Source organism: Arthrobacter sp. OAP107, from assembly GCF_040546765.1.
Classification (GTDB): Bacteria; Actinomycetota; Actinomycetes; order Actinomycetales; family Micrococcaceae; genus Arthrobacter.
On record NZ_JBEPOK010000001.1, the window covers coordinates 5,243,535 to 5,264,822 of the forward strand.

General features: G+C 68.1%; 19 protein-coding genes and 1 pseudogene. 8 read left to right on the top strand and 12 right to left on the bottom strand.

What is annotated here, in order from left to right; all coding sequences use genetic code 11:
* The first annotated feature begins 31 nt into the window (after window positions 1–31).
* Entirely contained in the window at window positions 32–949 is a 918-nt protein-coding gene (locus tag ABIE00_RS24085; RefSeq protein WP_354263114.1) for a diacylglycerol/lipid kinase family protein, read from the top strand.
* Window positions 950–1,032: 83 nt separating this feature from the next.
* On the opposite strand, the gene ABIE00_RS24090 is transcribed toward ABIE00_RS24085, so the two are convergent.
* The 5 genes and pseudogenes from ABIE00_RS24090 to ABIE00_RS24110 form a co-directional block, all read right to left on the bottom strand.
* The gene (locus tag ABIE00_RS24090) at window positions 1,033–1,761 is read right to left on the bottom strand and encodes a maleate cis-trans isomerase family protein (protein ID WP_354263115.1); all 729 of its coding nucleotides are present in this window, start codon (window positions 1,759–1,761) and stop codon (window positions 1,033–1,035) included.
* A gap of 9 nt (window positions 1,762–1,770) precedes the next feature.
* Window positions 1,771–3,192 (bottom strand): amidohydrolase family protein, encoded by a 1,422-nt coding sequence (locus ABIE00_RS24095; protein WP_354263116.1) that lies wholly within the window; start codon window positions 3,190–3,192, stop codon window positions 1,771–1,773.
* A gap of 46 nt (window positions 3,193–3,238) precedes the next feature.
* Complete coding sequence (locus ABIE00_RS24100) at window positions 3,239–4,018, bottom strand: aspartate/glutamate racemase family protein (protein ID WP_354263117.1); 780 nt, start codon at window positions 4,016–4,018, stop codon at window positions 3,239–3,241.
* Window positions 4,015–4,698, bottom strand: a complete 684-nt coding sequence (locus ABIE00_RS24105; RefSeq protein ID WP_354263118.1) for a GntR family transcriptional regulator — start codon at window positions 4,696–4,698, stop codon at window positions 4,015–4,017. Before ABIE00_RS24105 ends, ABIE00_RS24100 begins: the two co-directional genes overlap by 4 nt.
* 68 nt (window positions 4,699–4,766) lie before the next feature.
* Window positions 4,767–6,250 (bottom strand): annotated as a pseudogene (locus ABIE00_RS24110) (MFS transporter).
* 143 nt (window positions 6,251–6,393) lie between these two features.
* On the opposite strand from ABIE00_RS24110, the gene ABIE00_RS24115 reads away from it, so the two are divergent.
* Both ABIE00_RS24115 and ABIE00_RS24120 read left to right on the top strand, forming a co-directional pair.
* Window positions 6,394–7,377 carry an aldo/keto reductase gene (locus ABIE00_RS24115; protein ID WP_354263119.1) on the top strand — a complete coding sequence of 328 codons (984 nt, stop codon included), beginning with the start codon at window positions 6,394–6,396 and terminating at the stop codon, window positions 7,375–7,377.
* Between the two features lie 148 nt (window positions 7,378–7,525).
* Window positions 7,526–8,059 carry an HPP family protein gene (locus ABIE00_RS24120; protein WP_354263120.1) on the top strand — a complete coding sequence of 178 codons (534 nt, stop codon included), beginning with the start codon at window positions 7,526–7,528 and terminating at the stop codon, window positions 8,057–8,059.
* Between the two features lie 7 nt (window positions 8,060–8,066).
* Here ABIE00_RS24120 and ABIE00_RS24125 read toward each other — a convergent pair whose 3' ends face one another.
* Entirely contained in the window at window positions 8,067–9,035 is a 969-nt protein-coding gene (locus ABIE00_RS24125; RefSeq protein WP_354263121.1) for an amino acid-binding protein, read from the bottom strand.
* Between the two features lie 185 nt (window positions 9,036–9,220).
* On the opposite strand from ABIE00_RS24125, the gene ABIE00_RS24130 reads away from it, so the two are divergent.
* Together ABIE00_RS24130 and ABIE00_RS24135 are read left to right on the top strand one after the other, a co-directional pair.
* Window positions 9,221–10,213, top strand: coding sequence for an SMP-30/gluconolactonase/LRE family protein (locus tag ABIE00_RS24130; RefSeq protein WP_354263122.1), 993 nt, complete (start codon window positions 9,221–9,223; stop codon window positions 10,211–10,213).
* Window positions 10,214–10,385: 172 nt separating this feature from the next.
* On the top strand, window positions 10,386–11,462 hold the full coding sequence (locus ABIE00_RS24135; protein WP_354263123.1) for an FUSC family protein: 1,077 nt from the start codon (window positions 10,386–10,388) through the stop codon (window positions 11,460–11,462).
* Between the two features lie 34 nt (window positions 11,463–11,496).
* Here ABIE00_RS24135 and ABIE00_RS24140 read toward each other — a convergent pair whose 3' ends face one another.
* Together ABIE00_RS24140 and ABIE00_RS24145 are read right to left on the bottom strand one after the other, a co-directional pair.
* Complete coding sequence (locus ABIE00_RS24140; protein ID WP_354263124.1) at window positions 11,497–11,958, bottom strand: hypothetical protein; 462 nt, start codon at window positions 11,956–11,958, stop codon at window positions 11,497–11,499.
* A complete protein-coding gene (locus ABIE00_RS24145; protein ID WP_354263125.1) occupies window positions 11,955–14,426 on the bottom strand; it encodes a molybdopterin oxidoreductase family protein in 2,472 nt (823 codons plus the stop codon). Before ABIE00_RS24145 ends, ABIE00_RS24140 begins: the two co-directional genes overlap by 4 nt.
* A 182-nt stretch (window positions 14,427–14,608) precedes the next feature.
* Between ABIE00_RS24145 and ABIE00_RS24150 the strand changes: the two genes are divergently transcribed.
* From ABIE00_RS24150 to ABIE00_RS24160, 3 genes are all read left to right on the top strand, one after another.
* Window positions 14,609–15,358, top strand: coding sequence for an IclR family transcriptional regulator (locus tag ABIE00_RS24150; RefSeq protein WP_354263126.1), 750 nt, complete (start codon window positions 14,609–14,611; stop codon window positions 15,356–15,358).
* Window positions 15,359–15,489: 131 nt separating this feature from the next.
* Window positions 15,490–16,674 carry a 4-hydroxybenzoate 3-monooxygenase gene (locus ABIE00_RS24155; protein WP_354263127.1) on the top strand — a complete coding sequence of 395 codons (1,185 nt, stop codon included), beginning with the start codon at window positions 15,490–15,492 and terminating at the stop codon, window positions 16,672–16,674.
* Between the two features lie 69 nt (window positions 16,675–16,743).
* Window positions 16,744–17,775: an FAD-dependent monooxygenase gene (locus ABIE00_RS24160; RefSeq protein ID WP_354263128.1), complete on the top strand. Its 1,032-nt coding sequence runs from the start codon at window positions 16,744–16,746 to the stop codon at window positions 17,773–17,775.
* 40 nt (window positions 17,776–17,815) lie between these two features.
* Here the strand turns inward: ABIE00_RS24160 and ABIE00_RS24165 are convergent, their stop codons facing one another.
* The 4 genes from ABIE00_RS24165 to purB form a co-directional block, all read right to left on the bottom strand.
* Window positions 17,816–18,250 carry an acyl-CoA thioesterase gene (locus ABIE00_RS24165; RefSeq protein WP_214852015.1) on the bottom strand — a complete coding sequence of 145 codons (435 nt, stop codon included), beginning with the start codon at window positions 18,248–18,250 and terminating at the stop codon, window positions 17,816–17,818.
* Window positions 18,251–18,317: 67 nt separating this feature from the next.
* Window positions 18,318–18,821 (bottom strand): GNAT family N-acetyltransferase, encoded by a 504-nt coding sequence (locus tag ABIE00_RS24170; protein ID WP_331573377.1) that lies wholly within the window; start codon window positions 18,819–18,821, stop codon window positions 18,318–18,320.
* Between the two features lie 166 nt (window positions 18,822–18,987).
* The gene (locus tag ABIE00_RS24175) at window positions 18,988–19,653 is read right to left on the bottom strand and encodes a histidine phosphatase family protein (protein WP_354263129.1); all 666 of its coding nucleotides are present in this window, start codon (window positions 19,651–19,653) and stop codon (window positions 18,988–18,990) included.
* A 56-nt stretch (window positions 19,654–19,709) separates the two neighbouring features.
* The gene (gene purB, locus ABIE00_RS24180; RefSeq protein ID WP_354263130.1) at window positions 19,710–21,152 is read right to left on the bottom strand and encodes an adenylosuccinate lyase; all 1,443 of its coding nucleotides are present in this window, start codon (window positions 21,150–21,152) and stop codon (window positions 19,710–19,712) included.
* Window positions 21,153–21,288: the final 136 nt, after the last annotated feature.

Sequence of the window (21,288 nt, forward strand, 5' to 3'; positions counted from 1 at the left end):
TCGGGCCCGCCCGCAGCAGCCGAAGGACACCATGACAGCCCAGAATGCTTCCTCGCCGCCACGGGCCGCCGTGGTGGTCAACCCCGCCAAGGATGTTGGCGCCGATCTCCGCGCCTCGCTGGTCCGGCTGTGCGACACACTGGGATGGGCCGAGCCGCTGTGGCTGGAAACCACCGTTGAAGACCCGGGAGTGGGCCAGGCGCGCGAGGCGCTGGCGGCGGGGGTCGACGTCGTTATTGCCGCCGGCGGCGACGGTACGGTGCGGTGCGTGGCTGAGGCGCTGGCAGGAACCGATACGCCGATGGGCATGGTCCCGCTCGGGACCGGCAACCTGCTGGCCCGCAACATGGGCGTGGACATCACTGACCCCGTATCCGCCGCCTACGACGTCCTGAACGGCACCGATCGCACGGTCGACGTTGCCAGAACCACCTTTGACGGGTCCGACGGCGAGAACGTCTTCCTGGTGATGGCCGGTGTGGGCTATGACGCCGCGATCATGGCGGACACGGTGGACGCGCTGAAGGACCGCATGGGGTGGCTTGCGTACGTCGAGGCCGGCATCCGCAAGCTCCCGGGCAAGCCGGTCAGGGCCACCATCCAGGTGGACGACAAGCATCCGGTCAAGCGGCGGATCCGCAGTGTCATGGCAGGCAATTGCGGCCGGATCATGGGCGGCATCGAGATTTTCCCCGAGGCGAAGATCGACGACGGCATCGTGGACCTGCTGATCCTGGCGCCGCGCGGGCACTTCGGCTGGCTGGGGGTTGCGGCGGGCATCTTCGGCCGCAAGAAGAACAAGAAGGAATCCGCCGAGTACTTCCAGGGCAAGAAAATCGAGGTCACCCTGGAGCACGAGGAGGAGTTCCAGCTTGACGGCGATCATGTGGGCGCCGTCAAGCACCTTTCCATCTGGGTGGATCCCGGGGCGCTCAAAGTCCGGATGTAGACCCGATCCGGGTGTAGATCCGTTCCGGACGTTGAGCGCCCCGGGCTTGGGGTGCCCGGGCCCGGCCTAAGTGGCCAGGCGCGTCAGTCCCCGAGGAGCCTGCCCCACCTTGGTGCGAGCAAGGGGGAGCCGGCAAGTTTCAGGCAGTGCCACAGCGTCACGGCCACCGAGTCCAGGACGGGGATCCCCGTGCCCGCCTCGATTTCGGCCGCGATGTTGGCGCCGTACAGGTTGGTGCAGAGGTAGATCAGCGCGTCCGGAGCGTCGGCCGCGAGTTCCAGGGAGCCCGGGCGCATCTCGTCATCGGTGACCCGGCCGAAGGACTCGTTGTCGCTCAGGCCGAGGCAGCGGTGGCTGACGGTTTTGATGCCGTCCCGCTCATAGGACCTGATGATGGCCTCGTTGACGTCTTGTGTATATGGCGTGAACAGCCCGATCCGCTCGGTGCCGAACGCCCGGAACGCCTCCAGGTAGGCGAGCGTGGACGTCGTGGCCGGGATGCCCGTGGCGTCGGTGATTTCCAGGGCCAGGTCGCGGTCGTGCGCGGAACCCAGCCACGAGCCCGAGGTGCCGTTCCAGGCGATCACGTCCACGTCCGCCGTCGCCAGCAGCCCTGCGGCTTCGCGCATGACGGCGGCGTCAAACTGCCTGTCCGATGAATCGTCCAGCGCGATCCGGGTGACCGGGATCCGGGTGAAGTGGATGGTGACGTCGGTGCGGCCGCCCAGGATGCGGTAGCTCTGCGGTTCCAGGCAGGTGTTGGAGGACGGCACGATCATGCCGATCCTGGCGGGGCGGAGGGTTGAGGTCATCGGGTGCTCCTAGAGGATCGCGGCGGACAGGCCGGCAGCGGCGGCAAGGTGTTCGCGGAAGCCGTTCCGGGCCACGAAGCGGCCCACGGCGCCGGGGTCGTGGAAGCCCTCCCGATCCAGCACCACGCGGCCAGCGGACACCACGACGGCGGGCCAGCCGGCCAGCGTGCGGCCGTCGAAGGGCGAGAAATCGGTCCCCATGTGCAGTGCGCTGCCGTCCACCGTCCGGTGTTCCGCGGGATCGAAGAGCACCAGGTCGGCGTCGAAGCCCTCGGCGATGCTGCCCTTTCCGGGCAGCGCATTGATGCGCGCCGGTCCCGCGGAGAAGACCTCCACGAAGTCCTCCACGCCGCTGCCCGCTTCGGCCATCGCCGTGAACGTGACCGGCATGCGGGTCTCCACGCCCGGAAGGCCATGCGGCATGGCGCGGACGTCATCGGTGCGTTCCCGCTTCTGGGTCAGGTCGTAGCAGGAATGGTCCGAGGAGACGGTGTGGATGGCGCCGCCGGCCAGCCGCTCCTTCAGCGCCGCGACCGTCTCCGGGCTGCGCATCGGCGGGCAGCAGGCGTACCACTCCGGGAAGGCCGAGCCGTACACGGTGTCATCGAGGGTGAGGTAGTGCGGGCAGGTTTCCGAGTAGGCTTCCTGGCCGCGGGCCCGGGCCTCGGTGACCAGGTCGACGGCGCCGGGCGTGGACTGGTGGACAAAGTACACCGGGGCCTTCGTGTACTGGGCCATGGCCAGGGTTTCCTTGACCGAGATTTCCTCGGCAAGCTCGGGGCGCGTGCGGTGCAGGTGCTCGATGCCGATCCTGCCGTCGTCGGCGTGCTGTTCGGTGCAGTCGGTGATGATGGGGTCGTGCTCGGCGTGGATGTAGGTGAGCCCGTCCAGTCGGACCATTTCACGCATCACCTTCAGGATGGTGTCCCCGTCCGCCATGGTGGTGCCGCGGTTGGTGGTGTACATCTTCACGGAGCGGACACCCTCGGCGGCGAGCTGTTCGAGCTGCCACGGCACGGTCTCGTCCCAGCTGATCACGGACCCGTGCAGGGCCACATCGCAGCGGGATTCCTGCGCCAGCTCCTTCTTGTTGAGCACGGCGGCGAGCGGGGTTTCGCGGGCGTCGCGGGGGATGCCGAAGTCGATGATGGTGGTGGTGCCGCCCCACAGGGCAGCTGTGGAGGTGGTCCGGTAATCGTCCAGGGTGCGGAACCGGCCGGTCACCTGGGCCACGTGGCAGTGCCCGTCCACGCCGCCGGGGATCACCAGCTGGCCGGCGGCGTCGATGGTGCGTTCGGCGTCGGGCGCGGGTTCCGTGGCGTCGACCAGCTGGCTGATCTTGCCGTCCATCACCACGACATGGGCGGACCGGCGGCCAAAACTGTTGACCACGGTGCCGTTGGCGATGACGAGTTGGGGGATGCGGGACATCGTTGTCCTCCTGACTGGGAAGCTGAATGGAAGGGAAGCTGCTGGGCTAGCTGTGTGACGGGGCCGCGGCGTTCGACGCCGTCTGGGCGGCGGTCAGGGCGGCGTCGAGATGTTCCGACAGGCCCTTGCGGGCCTTGACCGGCGGGGGAGCGAACGCGCCGGCGCGGTGCGGGGCGGACTGGAGCGCCACCACGGCCTCCGCCATCCGGATGCCGGCGGAGATGCCGTCCACCACGGGAACGGGGATCTGCCCCTGGAGTTCCCGGGCCAGCCCCGCCAGGGGCGCTCCGGCGAGGATCACGACGTCGGCCCCGTCCTCCGCGACGGCCCGCCGGCTCAGTGCCAGGAGGGTCTCCTTGAAATCCCGCTGCACGGAGCCGATGGCGTTCAGGGTCTCGTTGATGGAGCGGATGGAGGCCAGCCGGCCGCCGAGGCCGAAGCGCTCGACGCAGTCCAGGTACCAGGGCCGGATCCGGTCGGAGATGGCGATGATGGAGAACCTGTGTCCCTGCAGGGCGGCGGCGCAGAGGGCCGCCTCGGTGATGCCGATGACCGGCACGTCGGCGAGTTCCTTCAGGGCCGGCATCCCCGGGTCCCCGAAGGCCGCCACCACGACGCCGTCGACCTGGCCGTGATGCTCGGCGATGATCTCGGCGACGGCGCCGGCAGCGATGAGCGATTCAAAGCGGGTTTCGATGTATTCGACGCCGTGACCGGCCGTGCGGACCACCAGTTCGGTGCCCGGGGAGGCGGAGCGCCGGGCCTCGGACTCGATCAGGGCGGTGACGTCGTCGCTGATGTTGGGGTTGATGACGAGAAGCTTCATTTTTTCTTCCGGTGAATTGCTGGTTCCGTCTTCTGGAAGTCCTCGGGAAACTGTTCGCGGTACTTGCCGATGTGCGAGGCCGACTGGGCGGCGGCGCGGTCGGGGTCGCCGCTGGCGATGGCTTCGTAGAGTTCCCGGTGTTCCTGGATCAGTTCCGGCAGATCGCTGACGTGGCGGAAAAGCCAGTGCATGCGGCCCTGCAGCGGTTCCAGCGCGGATTTGAGAAAGTTGTTGTCGGCGATGCCGGTGATGGCATCGTGGAATTCGCTGTTGGCGCGGTGCGCCTCGATCACCGCTCCCTTGGCAAGGCAGCGGTCGGCCTCATCCAGCAGGCCCTTCAGGCGGTCGAGGTCCCCGGCCGTGGCGCGGGTGGCGGCGAGCCGGCAGGCCAGCACTTCCAGGGACTGCCGGACGTCGAAGAGGTCCTCGACGTCCTTGGCGCTGAGGGTGCTGACCTCCGCGCCCCGGGCGCCGCGGTCGCTGATGAGCCCTTCCTGGCGGAGCATCCTCAGCGCCTCCCGGACGGGAAGCCGGGAAACATTGAATTCAGCCGCGAGGTCGCGTTCCACCAGCCGGGTGCCGGGAACGTAGTGCCCCTCAAAGATCCGGGTGCGGAGCGTATCCCGGACAGCCTCGCGGAGGGGGCGTTCCTTGTCCTGGGTCTCTTCTGCGGTAAGCATGGTGCTCCATTCGGATTCTTGGTGACTTTGCGTTCCCGGCCGGCGGGAGGTGGGGCCTGCTGCCCAGCTTAGACAGGCAGCCGCTTGTTGTAGTTCAGGGTAAGCACGGAGGCCCCCATGATGATGGCGGATCCCACGAAGTAGAGCAGCGCCCAGGTGTAGGAGCCGGTGGCGCCCACGATCAGGCCGACGGCGATCGGGGTGACGAAGCCCGAGATGTTGCCGCTGAAGTTCATGGCCCCGCCGAGGACACCGGCGTTGGTGCGGCCGCCCAGGATGGACGGGATGCTCCAGAACAGGCCCACCCAGCGGAGGAAGAACATCACCACGGAGAGAAGGACGACGGCGGTGGTCGGGTCGGCGACGACGGTCACCCCGACGAGACCGCCCACCACGACGACGCTGGAGATACCCAGCAGCGTCCGCATGACGCGGTTGGCGGACGCACCGGACGCGCGCCACTTGTCCGCAATGGTGCCGCCCAGGATCTCGCCGACAAAGCCGGCGCCGAAGATCACGAAGGTGGACCAGCCGATGGTTTTCAGGTCGAAGCCCTTGGCCTGGGCCAGGTACAGCGGACCCCAGGTGAGCAGGCCGTAGAACACTCCATTGAAGCCCAGCCAGCCGAAGCACATGGCCCAGAAGGAGCGGAACTTCAGGTAGGGGAGCAGGGCGCGCTTGCCCTTGCTGCCTTCCCGCTGCGCTTCTGCATCCTCCTCGGCGTGGGAGGCCTCGATATAGTCGGCCTCGGCCGTGTTGACGCCGCGGTGCTGGCGGGGGTTGTCGCGGACGTACCACCAGACGGCAAGGCCCATGAGGACGGTGGCGGCGCCGGCGATGACAAACGAACTGCGCCAGCTGCCTGTGGCGGCGATGAGGCCCGCGATCAGGATGCCGCCCAGGCCGGCGCCGAGGGGAGCGCCGGCGTCCAGGATGGTGGCGCCGCGGCCACGCTCCGACCTGTGCATCCAGATGGCGTTCAGCTTGCCGCCGGCCGGCATGACGCCTGCCTCGGTGACGCCGATGCCGAGCCGGGCGATGAACATGCTGAGGAAGCCGCCGGCCATGCCGGAGACGGCGGTTGCCGCGCCCCAGCCCAGGCAGGAGGCGGTCATGACCTTGCGGGGCCGAACTTGTCGATCAGCAAGCCGACCGGGATCTGCATCAGGGCGTAGGTCCAGAAGAAGGCGGAGAGCAGCAGGCCCACAAGCTCCGGGGCGAGGTTGAACTCCTTTTGGATGATGGGCAGCGCAACCGAGATGGAACCGCGGTCGATGTAGTTGACGGAAACCAGGACGAGCAGCAGCAGGAACAGCTTCCAGCGGACGTTTGTGCGCCGTTGCACGCCGTCCTTGCCGGGCTTGGTGCCGCGGGACTCAGGGGATTGGGCCTGGGTTGTCACTGCTTCAGTATCTGGGAGAGACACAGCTTCTCCTTTGCGGGAAGGGTGCGGGCAGGGGATGGGGGATGTAGTGGGGCGGTGCGGCCGCGGTTCGGCGGGTATCTTTGGGCCGGCCGTGGTGGTTTTGCGCCGGCGGAACAGTCCTGCCATTTGGGATCCCGATTTGGGATCCCAAATTCACGATAGGTGTGGCGCGGGACACTGTCAAGGGTTTTCGGGGAAGATGGCCGTGGCCCGCGAAAAAACGAATTGTGACTGCGGGCGGGAACTGCAGACAGGGAAGGGAGGACCCAATGAAGACGGTCCGACTAGGAAACTCCGGGCTGGAAATCAGCGCCGTCATCCTGGGCATGATGAGCTACGGCGACCCGGGGAAGGGGTCGCACGGGTGGAGCGTGGGCCTGGACGAAGCCAGGCCCTTCGTGCGGCGCGCCTACGAGGCCGGCATCACCACCTTCGATACGGCCAATGTGTACTCGGCCGGCTCGAGTGAAGAGATCACCGGCACCCTGCTCAAGGAACTCGCGCCGCGCGAGGAGATCCAGATCGCCACCAAGGTCCACGGCCGGATGCGCCAGGCCCGCAACGGGGCCGGCCTCAGCCGGGCCGCGATCATGCACGAGATCGACGCGTCCCTCACCCGGCTGGGGACCGACTACGTCGACCTCTACCAGATCCACCGCCATGACCCGGTGACTCCCGTCGAGGAGACGATGGAAGCCCTGCACGACGTCGTGAAGGCCGGCAAGGCGCGGTACATCGGCGCGTCGAGCATGTGGGCTTGGCAATTCGCCCAAATGCAGCATGTGGCGGAGCTGCACGGCTGGACCAGGTTTGTGTCCATGCAGGACCAGTACAACCTCCTCGAGCGGGAGGAGGAACGCGAAATGCACCCGTTCTGCCAGGCAACCGGCGTGGGCGTCATCCCCTGGAGCCCGCTGGCACGCGGCAACCTGACCCGGCCGTGGGGTGCCGCCGGATCGGGACCGCGGAAGGACACGGACGAGTTCGGCAAGGGCCTGTACAGGCAGGACGAGGAGGCGAACAAAGCCATCGTCGACGCCGTCGCCGCCGTGGCGGACGAACGTGGCGTGCCGATGGCGCAGATCGCCCTGGCCTGGAGCGCGGCCAAGTCCGCGGTGACCGCACCCATCATCGGGGCGACGAAGGAACGCCATATCGACGACGCCGCTGCCGCCGTCGGGCTTGAACTGACCGAATCCGAGATCCGGCGCCTCGAAGAGAGCTACACGCCGCGTAACCCCTCCGGGTTCTGACACCGGGTTCTGCAGTGGCCGGGATCCTGGCGCGTGGAGTCACGGCTTGTAAACGGGGGTAAGTCTGTCGCTGTCGGGGTACGGGTCACCACAACAGAGAACTCAGGGCGTTGGGGGACTGACGTTGAGGGACCCGGAAGGATCGGCGATGGCACAGGCTTCTTTGCTGGAGCGCATGAAAAGGCAGTGGCACGGGCTCGGGGCGGGTGTGTATGCGGCTGCCCTGGTGATCGTGGTCCTGGGACTTTGCGGCGTCGTCGGCGTTCTCTTCCATCTCCCGTGGCTTTTTCCCAGCCTCGGTCCTACGGTGATGCTGTTCTTCGAGTCCCCTGAGCAGGAGGCCTCGAGGCCGGTCAACGCGCTCGCCGGCCACGGCGTCGGGCTGCTCGCGGGAGCCCTGTGCCTCTACGCCTTTGGCTTGCAGGACCAGCCCTCGGCTCCCGTGGGCGGACTGACGCCGCTGCATGTGGTCAGCGGGGTCCTTTCGGTGGCGCTGACGACGTTGGTGCTGACGTGGATCGGCGTGCCGCATCCGCCCGCAGGAGCGACCACGCTGATCATCAGTCTCGGCATCCTCACCACGCCGCCGCAGCTCGTATCCGTCGCCGGCGCGGTGGTCATGACCACGCTCATCGGCTGGGGACTGAACATGCTGCTGGGGACCCGCCCGGCCACGAAATGAGCCAGATTCACTGGAATGCCCTGGATCCCGGGGTGTCCCCGGCTCCTTCAGCTTCCGCGGGCCCGTGGGCATCCCGGTGCGCCAGGATTTCGGCGAGCTCCGCGAGCCGGTGGGCGCGGGCCGACTCGGCCGGCGTGAACGGCTCGCCGGGACGGAAGAAGGTGATGGGTCCGTGCCAGGCGGTCGGGATCTTCAGGAGGGTCCCGGCGTCGTTCATTAGGCCGCCGTTGGGTTGGGCGCGGCTCGCTTGGGCACCCCTCGTTTGGGCGCTGTTCGTTTGGGCGCTGTGGCGGGCTGACTCGCTGGCCGGGTCAAGGATTCGCGCGGACAGCAGCTCCGCCACGGCCAGCGGCAGCTCCCCGGGACTGGCGGCGATCCGGGCGGCCAGGCTCAGGGCCTTGGTCTGCCCGTCGGCCATGGCCAGGGCGGTGGTGGGCCACACCTGCGCGCTTCGGCCGCCGCCGTCCGCCAGGGCCTCCAGCAGCTGGCGTTCGCTGACTTCGCCGGGGGCGGACAGCACGAACTCGTCCATCACACCGCCCCGGACCGGATGAACGTGGATGCCCATGATGTTGGTGTCCAGCAGCGCCAGGGACCGGGTAATCCGCTTCAGGGAACCGGGCTCGTCGCGGAGCACGGTCCTCGCGCGCCACAGCGCAGGCGCCGTGCCGAGGCGCCGCCGGTACCGCAGCGCGGGCGCATGCAGCCACCGCCGCAGGATCCGCGCGGCCGACGGCTCGGCCACCCAGATCACCAGGACGGTGGCCGTCAGCGTCAGGACCAGCACCTTGGCGAGGTAGGGCAGGTGCGTCTGCACCACGAGCGCGTGCACAAGGAGTTCGATCGGGAGCATGACGGCGACATTGGCCACCGTGAGGCGGGTTTTCGTTGGCTCCGGCATCTGCCCGCAGACTTCGCAGCTCAGTTCGGAGGCGGCGGAATTCGGCTTGTGCGGCTTCGGTCCATGGCGCTTCATGCTGCCAGCCTGCCCGGCAGCTGTTTCAGCAGGATTGCCCCAACGTTCCGATCCCGCGAATTCTCACCCGGATGCAATCGGGGGTGTTGACGGGCTATGGCCAGCCTCCCGGCTGCTCCCTACACTGAAGGGACCAGCGTGCGGAGCTCCCGTACAACGGCCTGCTCGCACGGAAGAGTCCACTCGTGGAGAGCACCGTCATGTCCATCAGCATCAGTTCAGGTCATACACGCCGCCGTGCCGCCGTAGGGTTCCTCGCCCTCGCCGCGCTCCTGGTCCCCGCACCCGTCGCCTCGGCCGGAGGGGCCGGGGCAGTGCAGTCCCGTGCGGGGGAAGTTGCTCCGGTCATCCTGCTGGACGGGGCCAAGGGTGCCGAAGGCATCGCGGCCGCCGGCGGCCATAAATTCTTCGCCGGCGACCTGGTCACCGGAGACATTTACCGCGGCGACATCCGCAAGGACAAAGCAACGAAGTTCATCGATGCCCCGAGCGGCAGGGTGGCCGTGGGCATGAAGGTGGACCGGGCCAACGACCTGCTGTTCGTCGCCGGCGGTCCGACCGGCCAGGCCTACGTGTACGACACCGACACGGGCAAGACGGTCAAGACCTACCAGCTGACCAAGAAGGAGGCCTTCATCAATGACGTGGCGCTCACCGACCATGGCGCCTGGTTCACCAACTCGCGGCAGGCTGAGCTGTACTTCATTCCGGTGGACGACGACGGCGACCTCGGCACCGCGCGCACGCTGGCCCTGAAGGGCCCCGCGGCGGACACCAGCAAGCAGTTCAACCTCAACGGCATCGCCTACTCCCGCGACGCCCGCCGTCTGGTGGTGGCCCACTCGGGCAACGCTGCGCTGTACACAGTCAGCCCGCGGACCGGCAACAGCACTGAAATCACCGGCGCGAACGTGCCCAACGTCGACGGCATCCTGGTCAAGGGCAGCACCGTCTGGGCCGTGCAGAACATGTCCAACCAGATCAGCCGGCTGCGCGTGAACTTCCACGAGTCCACGGCAAAGCTGCGGGAAGTCATCACCAGCCCGCACTTCAACATCCCGACGACGGCCGCCCTCTTCGATGACACCCTCGCCGCCGTCAACGCCAAGTTTGGCGTGCCGAACGCCAAGACCTTCGAAGTGGTGACCGTGGACGCGCGCACCAACGCCACCAAGTAGACCCGGCACACAACCCCCGGGGGCGGGAAACACAAACGGCCGGGGAGACGAACGCAACAGCGCAGCAGGCGGCCTCCACGGGAAAAGCGGGGGCCGCCCCCGTTAAACTGGTAAGCGGACGCCAGTGCCGCCGTCGTCAGTTCCAGACTGCAACGAAAGGCGCGATTCCCCCGTGAAGCTGCTGGCCGAGATGTTCACCCTTGCCCCGGCAAACAAGGATCATCACGTCGCCATGCGCTGCGCCGTTGGCGTGTTCGTCCCGCTGATCACCCTGGTGCTGCTGGGCCGCCTGGACCTGGCGATCTTCGCCTCGTTCGGCGCGTTCACCGGCATCTACGGCCGTGGCGAACTGCACCGCAAGCGGTTCTTCATCCAGGTCCGGGCCGGTGCGCTCATGCTCCTGGTGATCCTCCTGGCGACGCTGACAGCCCGCGTGGTGCACGCCGGTGGCCTGTCCCCGGAGGCGGGCATCTGGCTGCAGGTGCTGGCCACCACCCTGGTGGCAGGCGGCTGCTCATGGGTGATCGCCCGGTGGCGGCACCGGCCGGCCGGGTCGCTGTTCCACATCTTCGCGTTCGCCGCGATCGCGTCCATCCCCAGCCAGCCGCCGCTGTGGCAGTGCCTGCTGGCGTCCGCCGTGACCACGCTTTTCTGCCTGGCCGTCGGCCTGTCCTCCCGGGTGCTGCGGAGCCACCGGACGCCGTGGGAAATGCCTCCGCCCGTCCGGCTGACCGGGGATGAGAAGCGCGCAGCCGGGCAGGAAGCCGTGGGCTACCTCGTGGCCGCGGGGCTGGCCGGCACGCTCGCCACCCTCGTGGGCCAACAGCTCGGCTTCGGGCACAACTACTGGGCCATGGTGGCGGCGGTGGTTCCGCTGGTGGGCCGCACCACGCGGCACCGCATTGCCCGCGGCGTCCAAAGGATCATCGGCACCGTGCTGGGCCTCATCCTGCTGGCGGGGATCCTGCTGCTGCAGCCGGTGCCGTGGCAGACGGTCCTGGTGATCGCCATCTGCCAGTTCGGCGCGGAGCTCTTCATTGCCCGCAACTACGTGCTGGCCCAGGTTTTCGTGACGCCGCTGGCGCTGATCTCCACGCTGCTGGTTTCGCCGGCCGCGCCCGGCATCCTGCTCCGGGACCGGATCGTGGAGACAGTGATCGGCGCCGCCGTCGGTATCGCCGTGGTGCTGGCCCCTGCCGCGTGGTCCCGGCTTTCGCGGCAGGCGTCGGCGGGCGCCGCGGCGCGGTAAGGGGCTGCTCAGCCACAAATCAGGCAGAGACGGTTCATTCGGCAACCAGGAGCGCCTGCGGCGCGGCCTGCTTCATCCTTGTCTGCAGCCACCGGATCTCCAGCGCGGAGTCGCCTTCGCACTGCTTCACCACGGCCTGGAGCTCCTTGTCCCGGTCACCCTTGGCGGCCTGCCCCAGCATCATCCAGGTGACGTCGATGTGGTTGACCAGCACGTACAGGTCCTGCAGGTCCAGCATCAAAGCCAGCGGACCGGAGCGGACCTCCCTCACGCCGCTGGCCGTCAGCCGGTGCTCCTCCTCGCCCTCGACGTCCTCACCGTAGCGGACGATGACCGGCTTCAGCGCCTCCCGGTGCGCGTCGCACTTTTTGGCGAACGTCTGCAGGATGAAGTGCACGTCGGGCTCGTCGCCATGGCCGTCCGCCACCACCCGGAACGACGATGCGAGCGTGGCCTCCGCCTCGTCCAGCAGGCCGATGTAGACAGGGAGTTTCATCGCTGGGCTCCTGTTGCGCGGCGGGATGCGGTGGTGTCCGGGGCCTTCGAGGGGCCGTCGCCGCTGCGCAGCTTTTCCACCCGGACGGCCGCGTTCTTGAACAGCGGCTGCTTGGACACCGGGTCCCATTCGGTGATGGTGAGTTCGTTTGCGGCACGGTGCCGGCCGCCGTCGGGCGTCAGAACGACGGCGGGATCCCCGGTCCCGGTGCCGGCGGCAGCACCGCCGTCGGCCGTGTCCCAATATCCGTAGTGGAACGGCGCGAAAACGGTGCCCGGCCGGATGTCGCCGACCCGGACCGGAACCTCCAGGCTGCCGCGGCGGGAGGTCACCCGGGCGATGTCCCCCTCCTGGCAGCCGGCGCGCGCGGCGTCCTCGACGGACATCTCGATCCAGGGCTCGGGTGCGGCGGCGTTGAGGCGGCGGCTGCGGCCCGTCTTGGTCCGGGTGTGGAAGTGGTACGCCGTCCGGCCGGTGGTGTACCGCAGCGGGTACTCGGCGTCCGGTTCCTCATGCGGCGGGGTGTAGTCGAGGGCCTTGAGCCACGCCTTCCCCGGCTGCACCGTCGCCTTGTACTGGGTTTCGCCGGTGGTGGCGCCGGTGAGGAGGTCGTGCCCAAAGGACTCGCAGTACTCCGGCGCGGTGGGGAATTCGCCGTCGGTGTACAGCCGTTCGGTGCCTGCGGGCTGGCCGGTGCCATCGGAATGCTCGGTGCCATCGGACTGCTCAGTGCAGGGCCACTGGATGCCGCTGCCGCCGCGGAGCTTGTCGTAGCTGAGGCCCGTGTAGTCGCAGGGGCGGCCGCGCGAGCATTCCTTCCAGGCCTCGAAGCCGTCCTCGGGGCCCGACCAGTTCAGCAGCGGCTGGCCATCCTTGTCCGTGAACCCCATCCGGCGGGCGTAGTCGAGGAAGACGTCCAGGTCGCTCCGTGCCTCGCCCGGCGGATCGACGGCCTTCTCGGACAGGTGGACGGTCCGGTCGACGTTGGTGAAGGTGCCCGTCTTCTCGCCCCACGCGGCGCAGGGGAGGACGACGTCGGCATACTGCGCCGTCTCGGTGAGGTAGATGTCCTGCACCACCAGGAACAGGCTGTCCTTGTCCAGGATGTGCCGGATGCGTTCGAGCTGCGGCATGGACACTGCCGGGTTCGTGGCGGAGATCCAGAGCAGTTCAATGGAGCCCTGTTCGACGTAGCGGAAGATCTGCAGGGCGTGCGTCGGCGGGGCCCAGTCCGGGATGATGCCCGGGTCCACGTTCCACAGCCGGGCCAGGTCCTGCACGTGCTGCGGGTTCTCCCAGTTACGGAAGCCCGGCAGGTCGCCGTCGGCCCCGCATTCCCTGTTGTTCTGGGCGGTGGGCTGGCCGTTCATCTGCAGCAGCCCGCAGCCTGGCTTTCCCAGCATGCCGCGGAGGAGGTGCAGGTTGTTGACCTGGCATGCGGACGCCGTTGCGTGGGCTGACTGGTAGAAACCCTGCAGAACCGTGGAAAGCACCCTGCCTTCGGTGCCGAAGATCTCCGCCGCGCGCCGCACGTCGGCGGCGTCCACGCCGCAGGTTTCAGCCACCTTCTCCGGAGTCCACGGCTCCACCACACTGCGCAGCTGGTCCACGTTGGCGGTGTGCCCGGCGATATAGGCCTCGTCGATCCAGCCGTTGGCGAAGAGCTCGCGGACCAGGCCGTTCATGAGCGCCAGGTTGGTGCCCGGATGAACCGCCAGGTGCACATCGGCGCGCCGGGCCACTTCAGTGTCGCGCGGGTCGACGCACACAAGCTTCGGCGGATTGGGCCCGTCCAGCCGGTCCAGCACGCGCGACCACAGCACTGTCTGGGTCTCGGCCATGTTGTGGCCGTACAGGAAGACGGCGCTGCACTCATCGACGTCCGTGTAGCTGCCGGGCTGGCCGTCGGCACCGAAGGACTCCTTCAGCGAAGCCGCGGCCGTGGCCGTGCACAGGCGAGTGTTGCCGTCCATGTGCGGCGTGCCGATGCCGGCCTTGCCGAGGACGCCCAGCGCGTAATACTCCTCGAGGAACAGCTGCCCGCTGGTGTAGAAGCCGTGGCTGAGCGGGCCCTTGCTGGCCAGGAGCTCCTTGCTGCGCTCCACAATGCGGCCCATGGCCGTGTCCCAGTCCGTCTCCACCAGCTTCCCGTCCGCCCTGATCAGCGGGCGGGTCAGGCGGTCCAGGTGCTCCTCGCCCTGCCAGCTGCCGTAGAGTCCCTTGGGTCCCAGCCGGCCGCGGTTCACCCGGTCTGCCGCACGGCCGCGGATGCCCACCATTTTCCCGTCCTTGACGGCGATGTCGCAGCCGCAGCCGTTGCTGCACAGGACGCACGCCGACTGCACCCAGCGGTCCACGTCGCTCTCGCTCAGCCCCTCGGCCAGGACCTGGTCCACGCGCTGGGGCCACGGCTGCCCGCTTCCGTGGGGTGTCCGTTCACCCCAGATGTCTGCGATCCGGTCCGTCATGGGGTCAGCCTCCAAGGATGGTAAGTGAACTTACTGCCCTTAGGTTACCCGCCGCCGACGTCAACGGAAGGGGCTGGGTTAAGAGCGTTCGACGGCGGGCTTGCGACCGGGTGCCGCGGCGGCCGCATGGGGGATGGGTGTAATCTGGGACAACCCAAACCATTCAATGGAAGCAGGGAGCGATGGCCAATTCAGCGTCCGGGGATTCGGTGGTGGACCGCGTGGTGCGGGTCATCGCGGCGTTTCCGGCCGGCGTCACCGTCCTGCAGCTGTCCGAACTGGCGGAACGCGCGGGCCTTCCCCTTACCACCGCCCACCGCTTGGTGCGGCAGCTGGCGACGCACGGACTCCTGGAAGCGGGCCCCGGCGGCTCGGTGCAGCTGGGCCTGCGGCTCTGGGAGCTGGTGAATCGCAATTCGCCCACGCTGGCCTTGCGCCAGGCGGCCATGCCGTTCATGGAGGACATCCAGCATGTGCTGAACCAGAACGTGAACCTCGCCGTGCTGGACGGCTGGGAAGCCCTGTTCGTGGAGCGCCTGTCCCGCCGCGGATCCGTCGCCAACCGCGCCCAGATCGCGGGTCGGATGGCGGTGCACGTGTCCTCGGCCGGACTGGCCCTGATGTCGCACCAGCCCAAGCCGGTCCAGGCCGAATATCTGGACCAGTTTGCGGATCCCGCCGGCAAGGTGGCGAGCGACGACGTGCGCGCCTTGCTGGCCGAGGCTGCAAACCAAGGGTTCGCCGAACTGGCGGGCGTCATCGATCCCGACACCTGGGGTATTGCTGTTCCCGTCCTGGACGGCCAGAAGCGCGCGGTGGCGGCGATCGGCGTCGTGGTTCCCCTCCGGGAGATGCGCATGCAGGCGCTGGTCCCGGCACTCCAGACGGCGGCACGAGGCATCGCACGGCGGCTCAGCGAGGGTGCGGGTTAGGCTTCCTGGCTCGTAGCGTATTCCATTCAGCGGAATTGCTGTAACGCCCACCCCACAGTCCGGCGCACACTGTTAGCCAGCAACCACCTTCCGCCCGGACCTCCGGGCCACGCAATGAAGCGAGGAACACCATGGCACGACAGATCATCACCACCCAGGTGGCCATCCTGGGCGCAGGCCCGGCGGGACTCATGCTGTCCCACCTGCTGGCCAAGGCCGGCATCGAATCCACCGTGATCGAAATCCGCAGCCGCCAGGAAATCTCGGAGACGGTCCGCGCCGGCATCCTGGAGCATGGCACGGTAAACATGCTCGTCGACGGCGGCGTGTCCGACCGCGTGCTGCGTGAAGGAGACCGGCACGACGGCATTGAGCTCCGGTTCAACGGTGAAAGCCACCGCATCGACTTCAAGGAACTCGTGGGGGAGTCGGTCTGGCTGTATCCGCAGACCGACGTCTTCATGGACCTCGCCGCACGCCGGGAGGCTGATGGCGGCGACGTGCGTTACAGCGTTACTGACACCACGATCCACGACATCGATGACAAGCCCAAGGTCTGGTTCACGGATGCCGACGGCGTGGAGTACGAGCTCCAGGCCGACTTCATCACCGGCGCCGACGGCTCCCGCAGCCACTGCCGCTTCCAGATCCCCGAGGCGCACCGCAAGTGGTACTTCCACGAGTACCCCTTCGCCTGGTTTGGCATCCTGACCGAAGCGCCCCGCAGTTCCGACGAGCTGATCTACGCCAACTCCGGGAACGGCTTCGCCCTCATCAGCCAGCGCACCGAAACCGTGCAGCGGATGTACTTCCAGTGCGACCCCAAGGAAAACGTGGCCGACTGGAACGATGAGCGGATCTGGGCGGAGTTCCGCAGCCGGGTCAACGGCAACGGCTTCGAGCTGAAGGAAGGCCCGGTCATCGACAAAATGGTCCTGCCGTTCCGCAGCTTCGTGCACACGCCCATGCGGCACGGCAAGCTCTTCCTTGCCGGCGACGCCGCACACACCGTGCCGCCGACGGGCGCCAAGGGACTGAATCTGGCGATCCACGACGTGAAGGTGCTGTTCGAGGGGCTGGACAGCTACTACAACAGCGGTTCCACGGCGCTCCTGGATTCGTACAGCGACCGCGCCCTGGACCGCGTATGGAAGGCCCAGCAGTTCTCCTACTGGATGACCACCATGCTGCACACCCCTGCCGACGCCGGCGACTTCGCCCGGGCCCGTCAGCTGGGCGAGCTGAAGTCGGTGGTGTCCTCGCGGCACGGCCAGGCGTACCTTGCCGAGGCCTACACGGGCTGGCCGTCGGCCTAAGTCCCCGGCCGCCCTGGGTGGGGCGTCCCGCCGGGCCGGCGTCCCGCCGTCGGGCATAAGATCGGGTCCATGGAAGCCATAACCATCATCGGCGGCGGCATTGCCGGCCTCGCGCTCGGGGCCGGCCTGGATGCGGAGCGCTTCGACGTCACCATCCACGAGCAGCGGCCCGGGGTGCCGGCGGTGGAGACGTCGCTGGCCATGTGGCCGGAGGCCCAGGCCGAGCTGGCGGTCTTGGGAGTCCTGCCGCAGATCAGGGAGGCGGGCACGGCCTTCGGCGGGATGGCCCTGCGGGACGCCACGGGCACAGCCCTGGTGGCACCGAAGGTTCGCGGGGTCCTCGGCGTCTCCCGGGCGGACCTCATCCGCATCCTCGACGCCGCCGTACCCGCCTCCGTGCGCCGCGTCGAGGGCAGGGTGGACGAGATCCCCGTTACCGGACCGCTGGCGTCAGGCCTGCTGGTGGGAGCCGACGGCATCCACAGCGTGGTCCGCCGCTCCTTCTGGGGTGCGAGGTCACAGGCGAGGCTGACACCGTACCTGGCGCTCCGCGGCGTCCTGCCCGTGCCCGTCCAGGCCGACGCCGGCGGGGAATACTGGGGACGCGGACAGCTGTTCGGCATCACGCCCGCGGCCGGCGGGAGGACCTACTGGTACGCCTCGTTTCGCTCCAACCTGGGCCCGGCAGGCGTTGATGCCGCCGAAGCGCTGCAGCAGGCCAAGGAGCGCTTCGCCCGAAACGCGGCGGCCATCCGGACGGTGCTGGAACAGGCGGCGCCTGAAGCCACGCTGGCGCAGCGGGTCTGGACCACGCCGAACCTCGGCAGCTTCGTGCGGCCGGGCGCCGTCCTCGCCGGCGATGCCGCACACGGCATGATGCCCAACCTTGGCCGCGGCGCCTGTGAAGCGCTGGTGGATGCCGTCACGCTGGCCGAACTCCTCAACGCCCATCCGGTGGAAGACGCCCTGAAGGCCTACAACCGGCAGCGCGCCCTCAAGACCCAGCTGCTCCGGCTTGCCTCCTCCGCCCTGGCGGGCGTGGCCCTGGCCGAACGGTCCCAGCCGCTGCGCGACGGTTTGCTGAGGCTCGCTTCCCGGTAGCGGTCCGGCTTTTCGAGGAACGCGGTCGACGGCGGGAGCGCTAGTCCTGCTGCAGTGTTTCGGTGAGGTGGTGCGTGGGGATCCGGTCGCGGTCGTACGTAATCTCCGTGTAGCCGTGCGGCTCCGGCTTGCCGGTGGAGCTGAGGTTCACGAAGACGATCTCCTCAATGGTGAGGATGCTCTGCCGGGTGATCATGTTGCGGACCTCGGCGCGCATGGTCAGGGACGTGCGGCCGAAGCGCGTGGCGGTCAGGCCCATCTCGATCAGGTCGCCCTGGACCGCGGAGCTGACGAAGTTGATTTCGGAGATGTATTTGGTGACGGCGCGGCCGTTGCCGAGCTGGAGGATGGCGTAGATCGCGGCTTCCTCGTCGATCCACTTCAGCAGGCTGCCACCGAACAGCGTTCCGTTGGCGTTCAGGTCCTCGGGCCGCACCCATTTGCGGGTGCGGAACGTAATGTCTTTGGTTTCCATAGCGCGAGATTAGCCGACGGCGGCCCGCCCCACCGGAGTGTGACGGCCGCCGTCGCTGTGCGCCCGCTCAGGCCATGGCGGTGTGCGCTGCGCTGTGGCAAGTGATCCGCTTCGCGAAGCAGTACGAGTGCTCGACGCCGATGTAGGGGCCGAAGTTGGGAACCTGATCGAAGCCGGAGTTCGCGTAGAAGTTGCGGCCGTCAGTCTGCGCCGACCCGGCCTCGGCCGTGATCCGGGTGATCCCCTGCGCAAACGCCTCGGCCTCGAGGGCGGCCAGGATGGAGCTGGCCACCCCGGACCCGCGCGTGTAGGGGAGAACGTAGAGGCGCTTGATTTCCGCCGTCTCGGAATCGAGCAGCCGCAGGCCGCCGCAGCCCACCGGCTGGCCCGAGCCCTTGTCGTAGGCCACGAGGAACACGGCGGTATCCGCCTCGGACGGCTTGGGTCCCGGCTCATGGTCGGCACATCCGAAGCGCGCGTCCAGTTCAGCCTGCTGGGCCGCGCGCAGGTCGGCGCCCACAGGGTTAGACCAGCTGACTTTCCGGATGTTGAGCCTGGGATTGGTCTGCATCTGTGCCTCGATTCGCCGAAGGGTTATGCGAATTAAGGCTAGGAGCGCGCCGTTACCGCGGTGTTTCCTGCCGGTAAGCGCCGTGGGAACACTTGGCGCCGTGCTGTTACGGCTGGCACAATCACCGCCTCCTGTGGACCAGTACCCAGCGATGGCGACGGCAGGCCTAGCCCGTGCTCTTTCCCATCGGGTCCTCGGCGGTGGGGTCGGCCAGGGCAAGGCCGCCGACAGGGCTGGCGTCCCAGTGGATCAGGTTCCAGCCGGTGTCGGGATCGCCCTCCAGGGCCACGATGCCGGTGTTGGCGAGGACATGCCGGGCGGCGAATTCCGTGTCGATGTTGTCCGCCCGGTGGCCTGCCCAGACGCGGATGGCGGCGCCATGGCTCACCAAGGCGACCGCGCCGGTGCCGGCGGCCTCCGCGGCCACCTTGGCAATGGCCGCGTCATAGCGCTCAAAGAACTCGTGGCCGTCCGGTCCGGCAGGCATCCGGCGGTCGAAGTCACCGTCGGTCCAGGCGAAGACGGTGCTCATGTACCGACGGTGGGACTCGTGGTCCGTCAGCTTTTCCAGGGCACCCGCCTCGATCTCGTGGATGCCCTCCAGGACCTTCACGTCAAGGCCGAGCTCCCGGCCCAGCGGTTTGGCGGTGATCTGCGTGCGAAGCAATGTGGAGGCGTACAGGGCGCTGATCGGCTCGTTCACCAGGGCCCGCGGCAGGGCCTCCGCCTGGCGCTCACCCAGCTCGGTCAGGCCCGGGCCAGGGTGGGCGGTGTCCAGCTGCCCCAGGACGTTACCGGGAGTTTCGCCGTGGCGGATGAGGAGCAGCCTCATGGTTTCGCGTTCCTTGTCATTTTCGGGAAAGGTAGGCGGCACGGCCGCCGTCGTACTTATTTGAGGTGGTCCACCAGCTGGTCCGCGATGCCGGTGTACTTGCCCGGCGTCAGGGCGAGCAGCCGGGCCTCTGCCTCTGCGGAGAGGCCCAGGCCCTGGACGAACTCCTGCATCCGGGCGGCGTCGACGCGCTGGCCCCGGGTGAGGTCCTTGAGCCGCTCATAGGGGTTCTCCATGCCTTCGACGCCGGCGATCGCCTCCGCGCGCATCACCATCTGGATGGCTTCGCCGAGGACTTCCCAGTTCGTGTCGAGGTCCTCGGCGAGCACGCTTTCCGCGACGTCAAGCCGCTCCAGGCCCTTGGCCACGTTGGAGATGGCCAGCAGGGAGTGGCCGAAGGCGACGCCGATGTTGCGCTGGCTGGAGGAGTCCGTGAGGTCGCGCTGCCAGCGGGAGGTGACCAGGGTGGAGCCCAGCACATCCAGGAGACCGGAGGAGATCTCCAGGTTGGCCTCCGCATTTTCGAAGCGGATCGGGTTGACCTTGTGCGGCATCGTGGAGGAGCCGGTGGCGCCTGCCACGGGAATCTGCGCGAAGTAGCCGATCGAGATGTAGCTCCAGATGTCCGTGCAGACGTTGTGCAGGATCCGGTTGAAGCGGGCGACGTCGGCGTACAGCTCCGCCTGCCAGTCGTGGCTTTCGATCTGGGTGGTCAGCGGGTTCCAGGTCAGGCCCAGCTTCTCCACGAACGACTTCGCGACCTGCTGCCAGTCCGCGCCCGGGACGGAGGCCACGTGGGCGGCGTACGTGCCGGTGGCGCCGTTGATCTTGCCGAGGTATTCGGTCCTGGCGATCCGCTCCAGCTGCCGGTTCAGGCGGTGCGCGATGACGGCGAGTTCCTTGCCCAGGGTGGTGGGCGTGGCGGGCTGGCCGTGCGTGCGGGACAGCATCGGAACAGCGCGGTTATCCTCGGCCATCTTGCCGATCTGGGCCACGAGGGCACGGGCGGCGGGCAGCCACACGTCCTCCACAGCACCCTTCACGCCCAGGGCGTAGGAGAGGTTGTTGATGTCCTCGGAGGTGCAGCCGAAGTGCACCATGGCGGTCAGGTTCTCGATCCCGATGGCGGGCAGGCGGCGGCCGACGTAGTACTCCACGGCCTTCACGTCATGGACAGTGACTGCTTCGATTTCGGCCAGCTCGGTGACGGAGGCGGCGTCGAATTCGGTGACGATGGCGCGCAGCTGCCGCTGCTGGTCCTCGGTCAGCGGGCCAGCCCCGGGGAGGACGTTGTCCCCGGTCAGGTGGATAAGCCACTCCACCTCGACGGCAACGCGGTCGCGGTTGAGGGCTGCCTCGGACAGATAGTCAACGAGGGGTCCGACGGCGGACTTGTAGCGGCCGTCCAGCGGACCGAGCGCGATTTGTTCCCCTGACGCGGCGAGGGCGAGGCGTCCGGAGGGCGTACGGGTGTCAGCTGTGGCGGCAGTTTCAGGCATGACCTGATTCTTTCATGAAGTTCTGTGCCCGCTGAAGCGCGGGATTCGGTGTGACTTCTCCTCCACAGCCCCGCTCCCGGGCACTTCTCCACATGGACGACGCCGGCCGTTCCGTCGGCGGCTGCGGCACCTTAGC

Coding starts and splice junctions, on each gene's coding strand:
- ABIE00_RS24120 (WP_354263120.1), top strand. CDS start 7,526: ATGGCACAGGCTTCTTTGCTGGAGCGCATGAAAAGGCAGTGGCACGGG.
- ABIE00_RS24140 (WP_354263124.1), bottom strand. CDS start 11,958: ATGAAACTCCCTGTCTACATCGGCCTGCTGGACGAGGCGGAGGCCACG.
- ABIE00_RS24170 (WP_331573377.1), bottom strand. CDS start 18,821: ATGCAGACCAATCCCAGGCTCAACATCCGGAAAGTCAGCTGGTCTAAC.
- ABIE00_RS24100 (WP_354263117.1), bottom strand. CDS start 4,018: ATGAAGCTTCTCGTCATCAACCCCAACATCAGCGACGACGTCACCGCC.
- ABIE00_RS24085 (WP_354263114.1), top strand. CDS start 32: ATGACAGCCCAGAATGCTTCCTCGCCGCCACGGGCCGCCGTGGTGGTC.
- ABIE00_RS24090 (WP_354263115.1), bottom strand. CDS start 1,761: ATGACCTCAACCCTCCGCCCCGCCAGGATCGGCATGATCGTGCCGTCC.
- ABIE00_RS24115 (WP_354263119.1), top strand. CDS start 6,394: ATGAAGACGGTCCGACTAGGAAACTCCGGGCTGGAAATCAGCGCCGTC.
- ABIE00_RS24175 (WP_354263129.1), bottom strand. CDS start 19,653: ATGAGGCTGCTCCTCATCCGCCACGGCGAAACTCCCGGTAACGTCCTG.
- ABIE00_RS24155 (WP_354263127.1), top strand. CDS start 15,490: ATGGCACGACAGATCATCACCACCCAGGTGGCCATCCTGGGCGCAGGC.
- ABIE00_RS24145 (WP_354263125.1), bottom strand. CDS start 14,426: ATGACGGACCGGATCGCAGACATCTGGGGTGAACGGACACCCCACGGA.
- ABIE00_RS24160 (WP_354263128.1), top strand. CDS start 16,744: ATGGAAGCCATAACCATCATCGGCGGCGGCATTGCCGGCCTCGCGCTC.
- ABIE00_RS24095 (WP_354263116.1), bottom strand. CDS start 3,192: ATGTCCCGCATCCCCCAACTCGTCATCGCCAACGGCACCGTGGTCAAC.
- purB (WP_354263130.1), bottom strand. CDS start 21,152: ATGCCTGAAACTGCCGCCACAGCTGACACCCGTACGCCCTCCGGACGC.
- ABIE00_RS24165 (WP_214852015.1), bottom strand. CDS start 18,250: ATGGAAACCAAAGACATTACGTTCCGCACCCGCAAATGGGTGCGGCCC.
- ABIE00_RS24150 (WP_354263126.1), top strand. CDS start 14,609: ATGGCCAATTCAGCGTCCGGGGATTCGGTGGTGGACCGCGTGGTGCGG.
- ABIE00_RS24125 (WP_354263121.1), bottom strand. CDS start 9,035: ATGAAGCGCCATGGACCGAAGCCGCACAAGCCGAATTCCGCCGCCTCC.
- ABIE00_RS24105 (WP_354263118.1), bottom strand. CDS start 4,698: ATGCTTACCGCAGAAGAGACCCAGGACAAGGAACGCCCCCTCCGCGAG.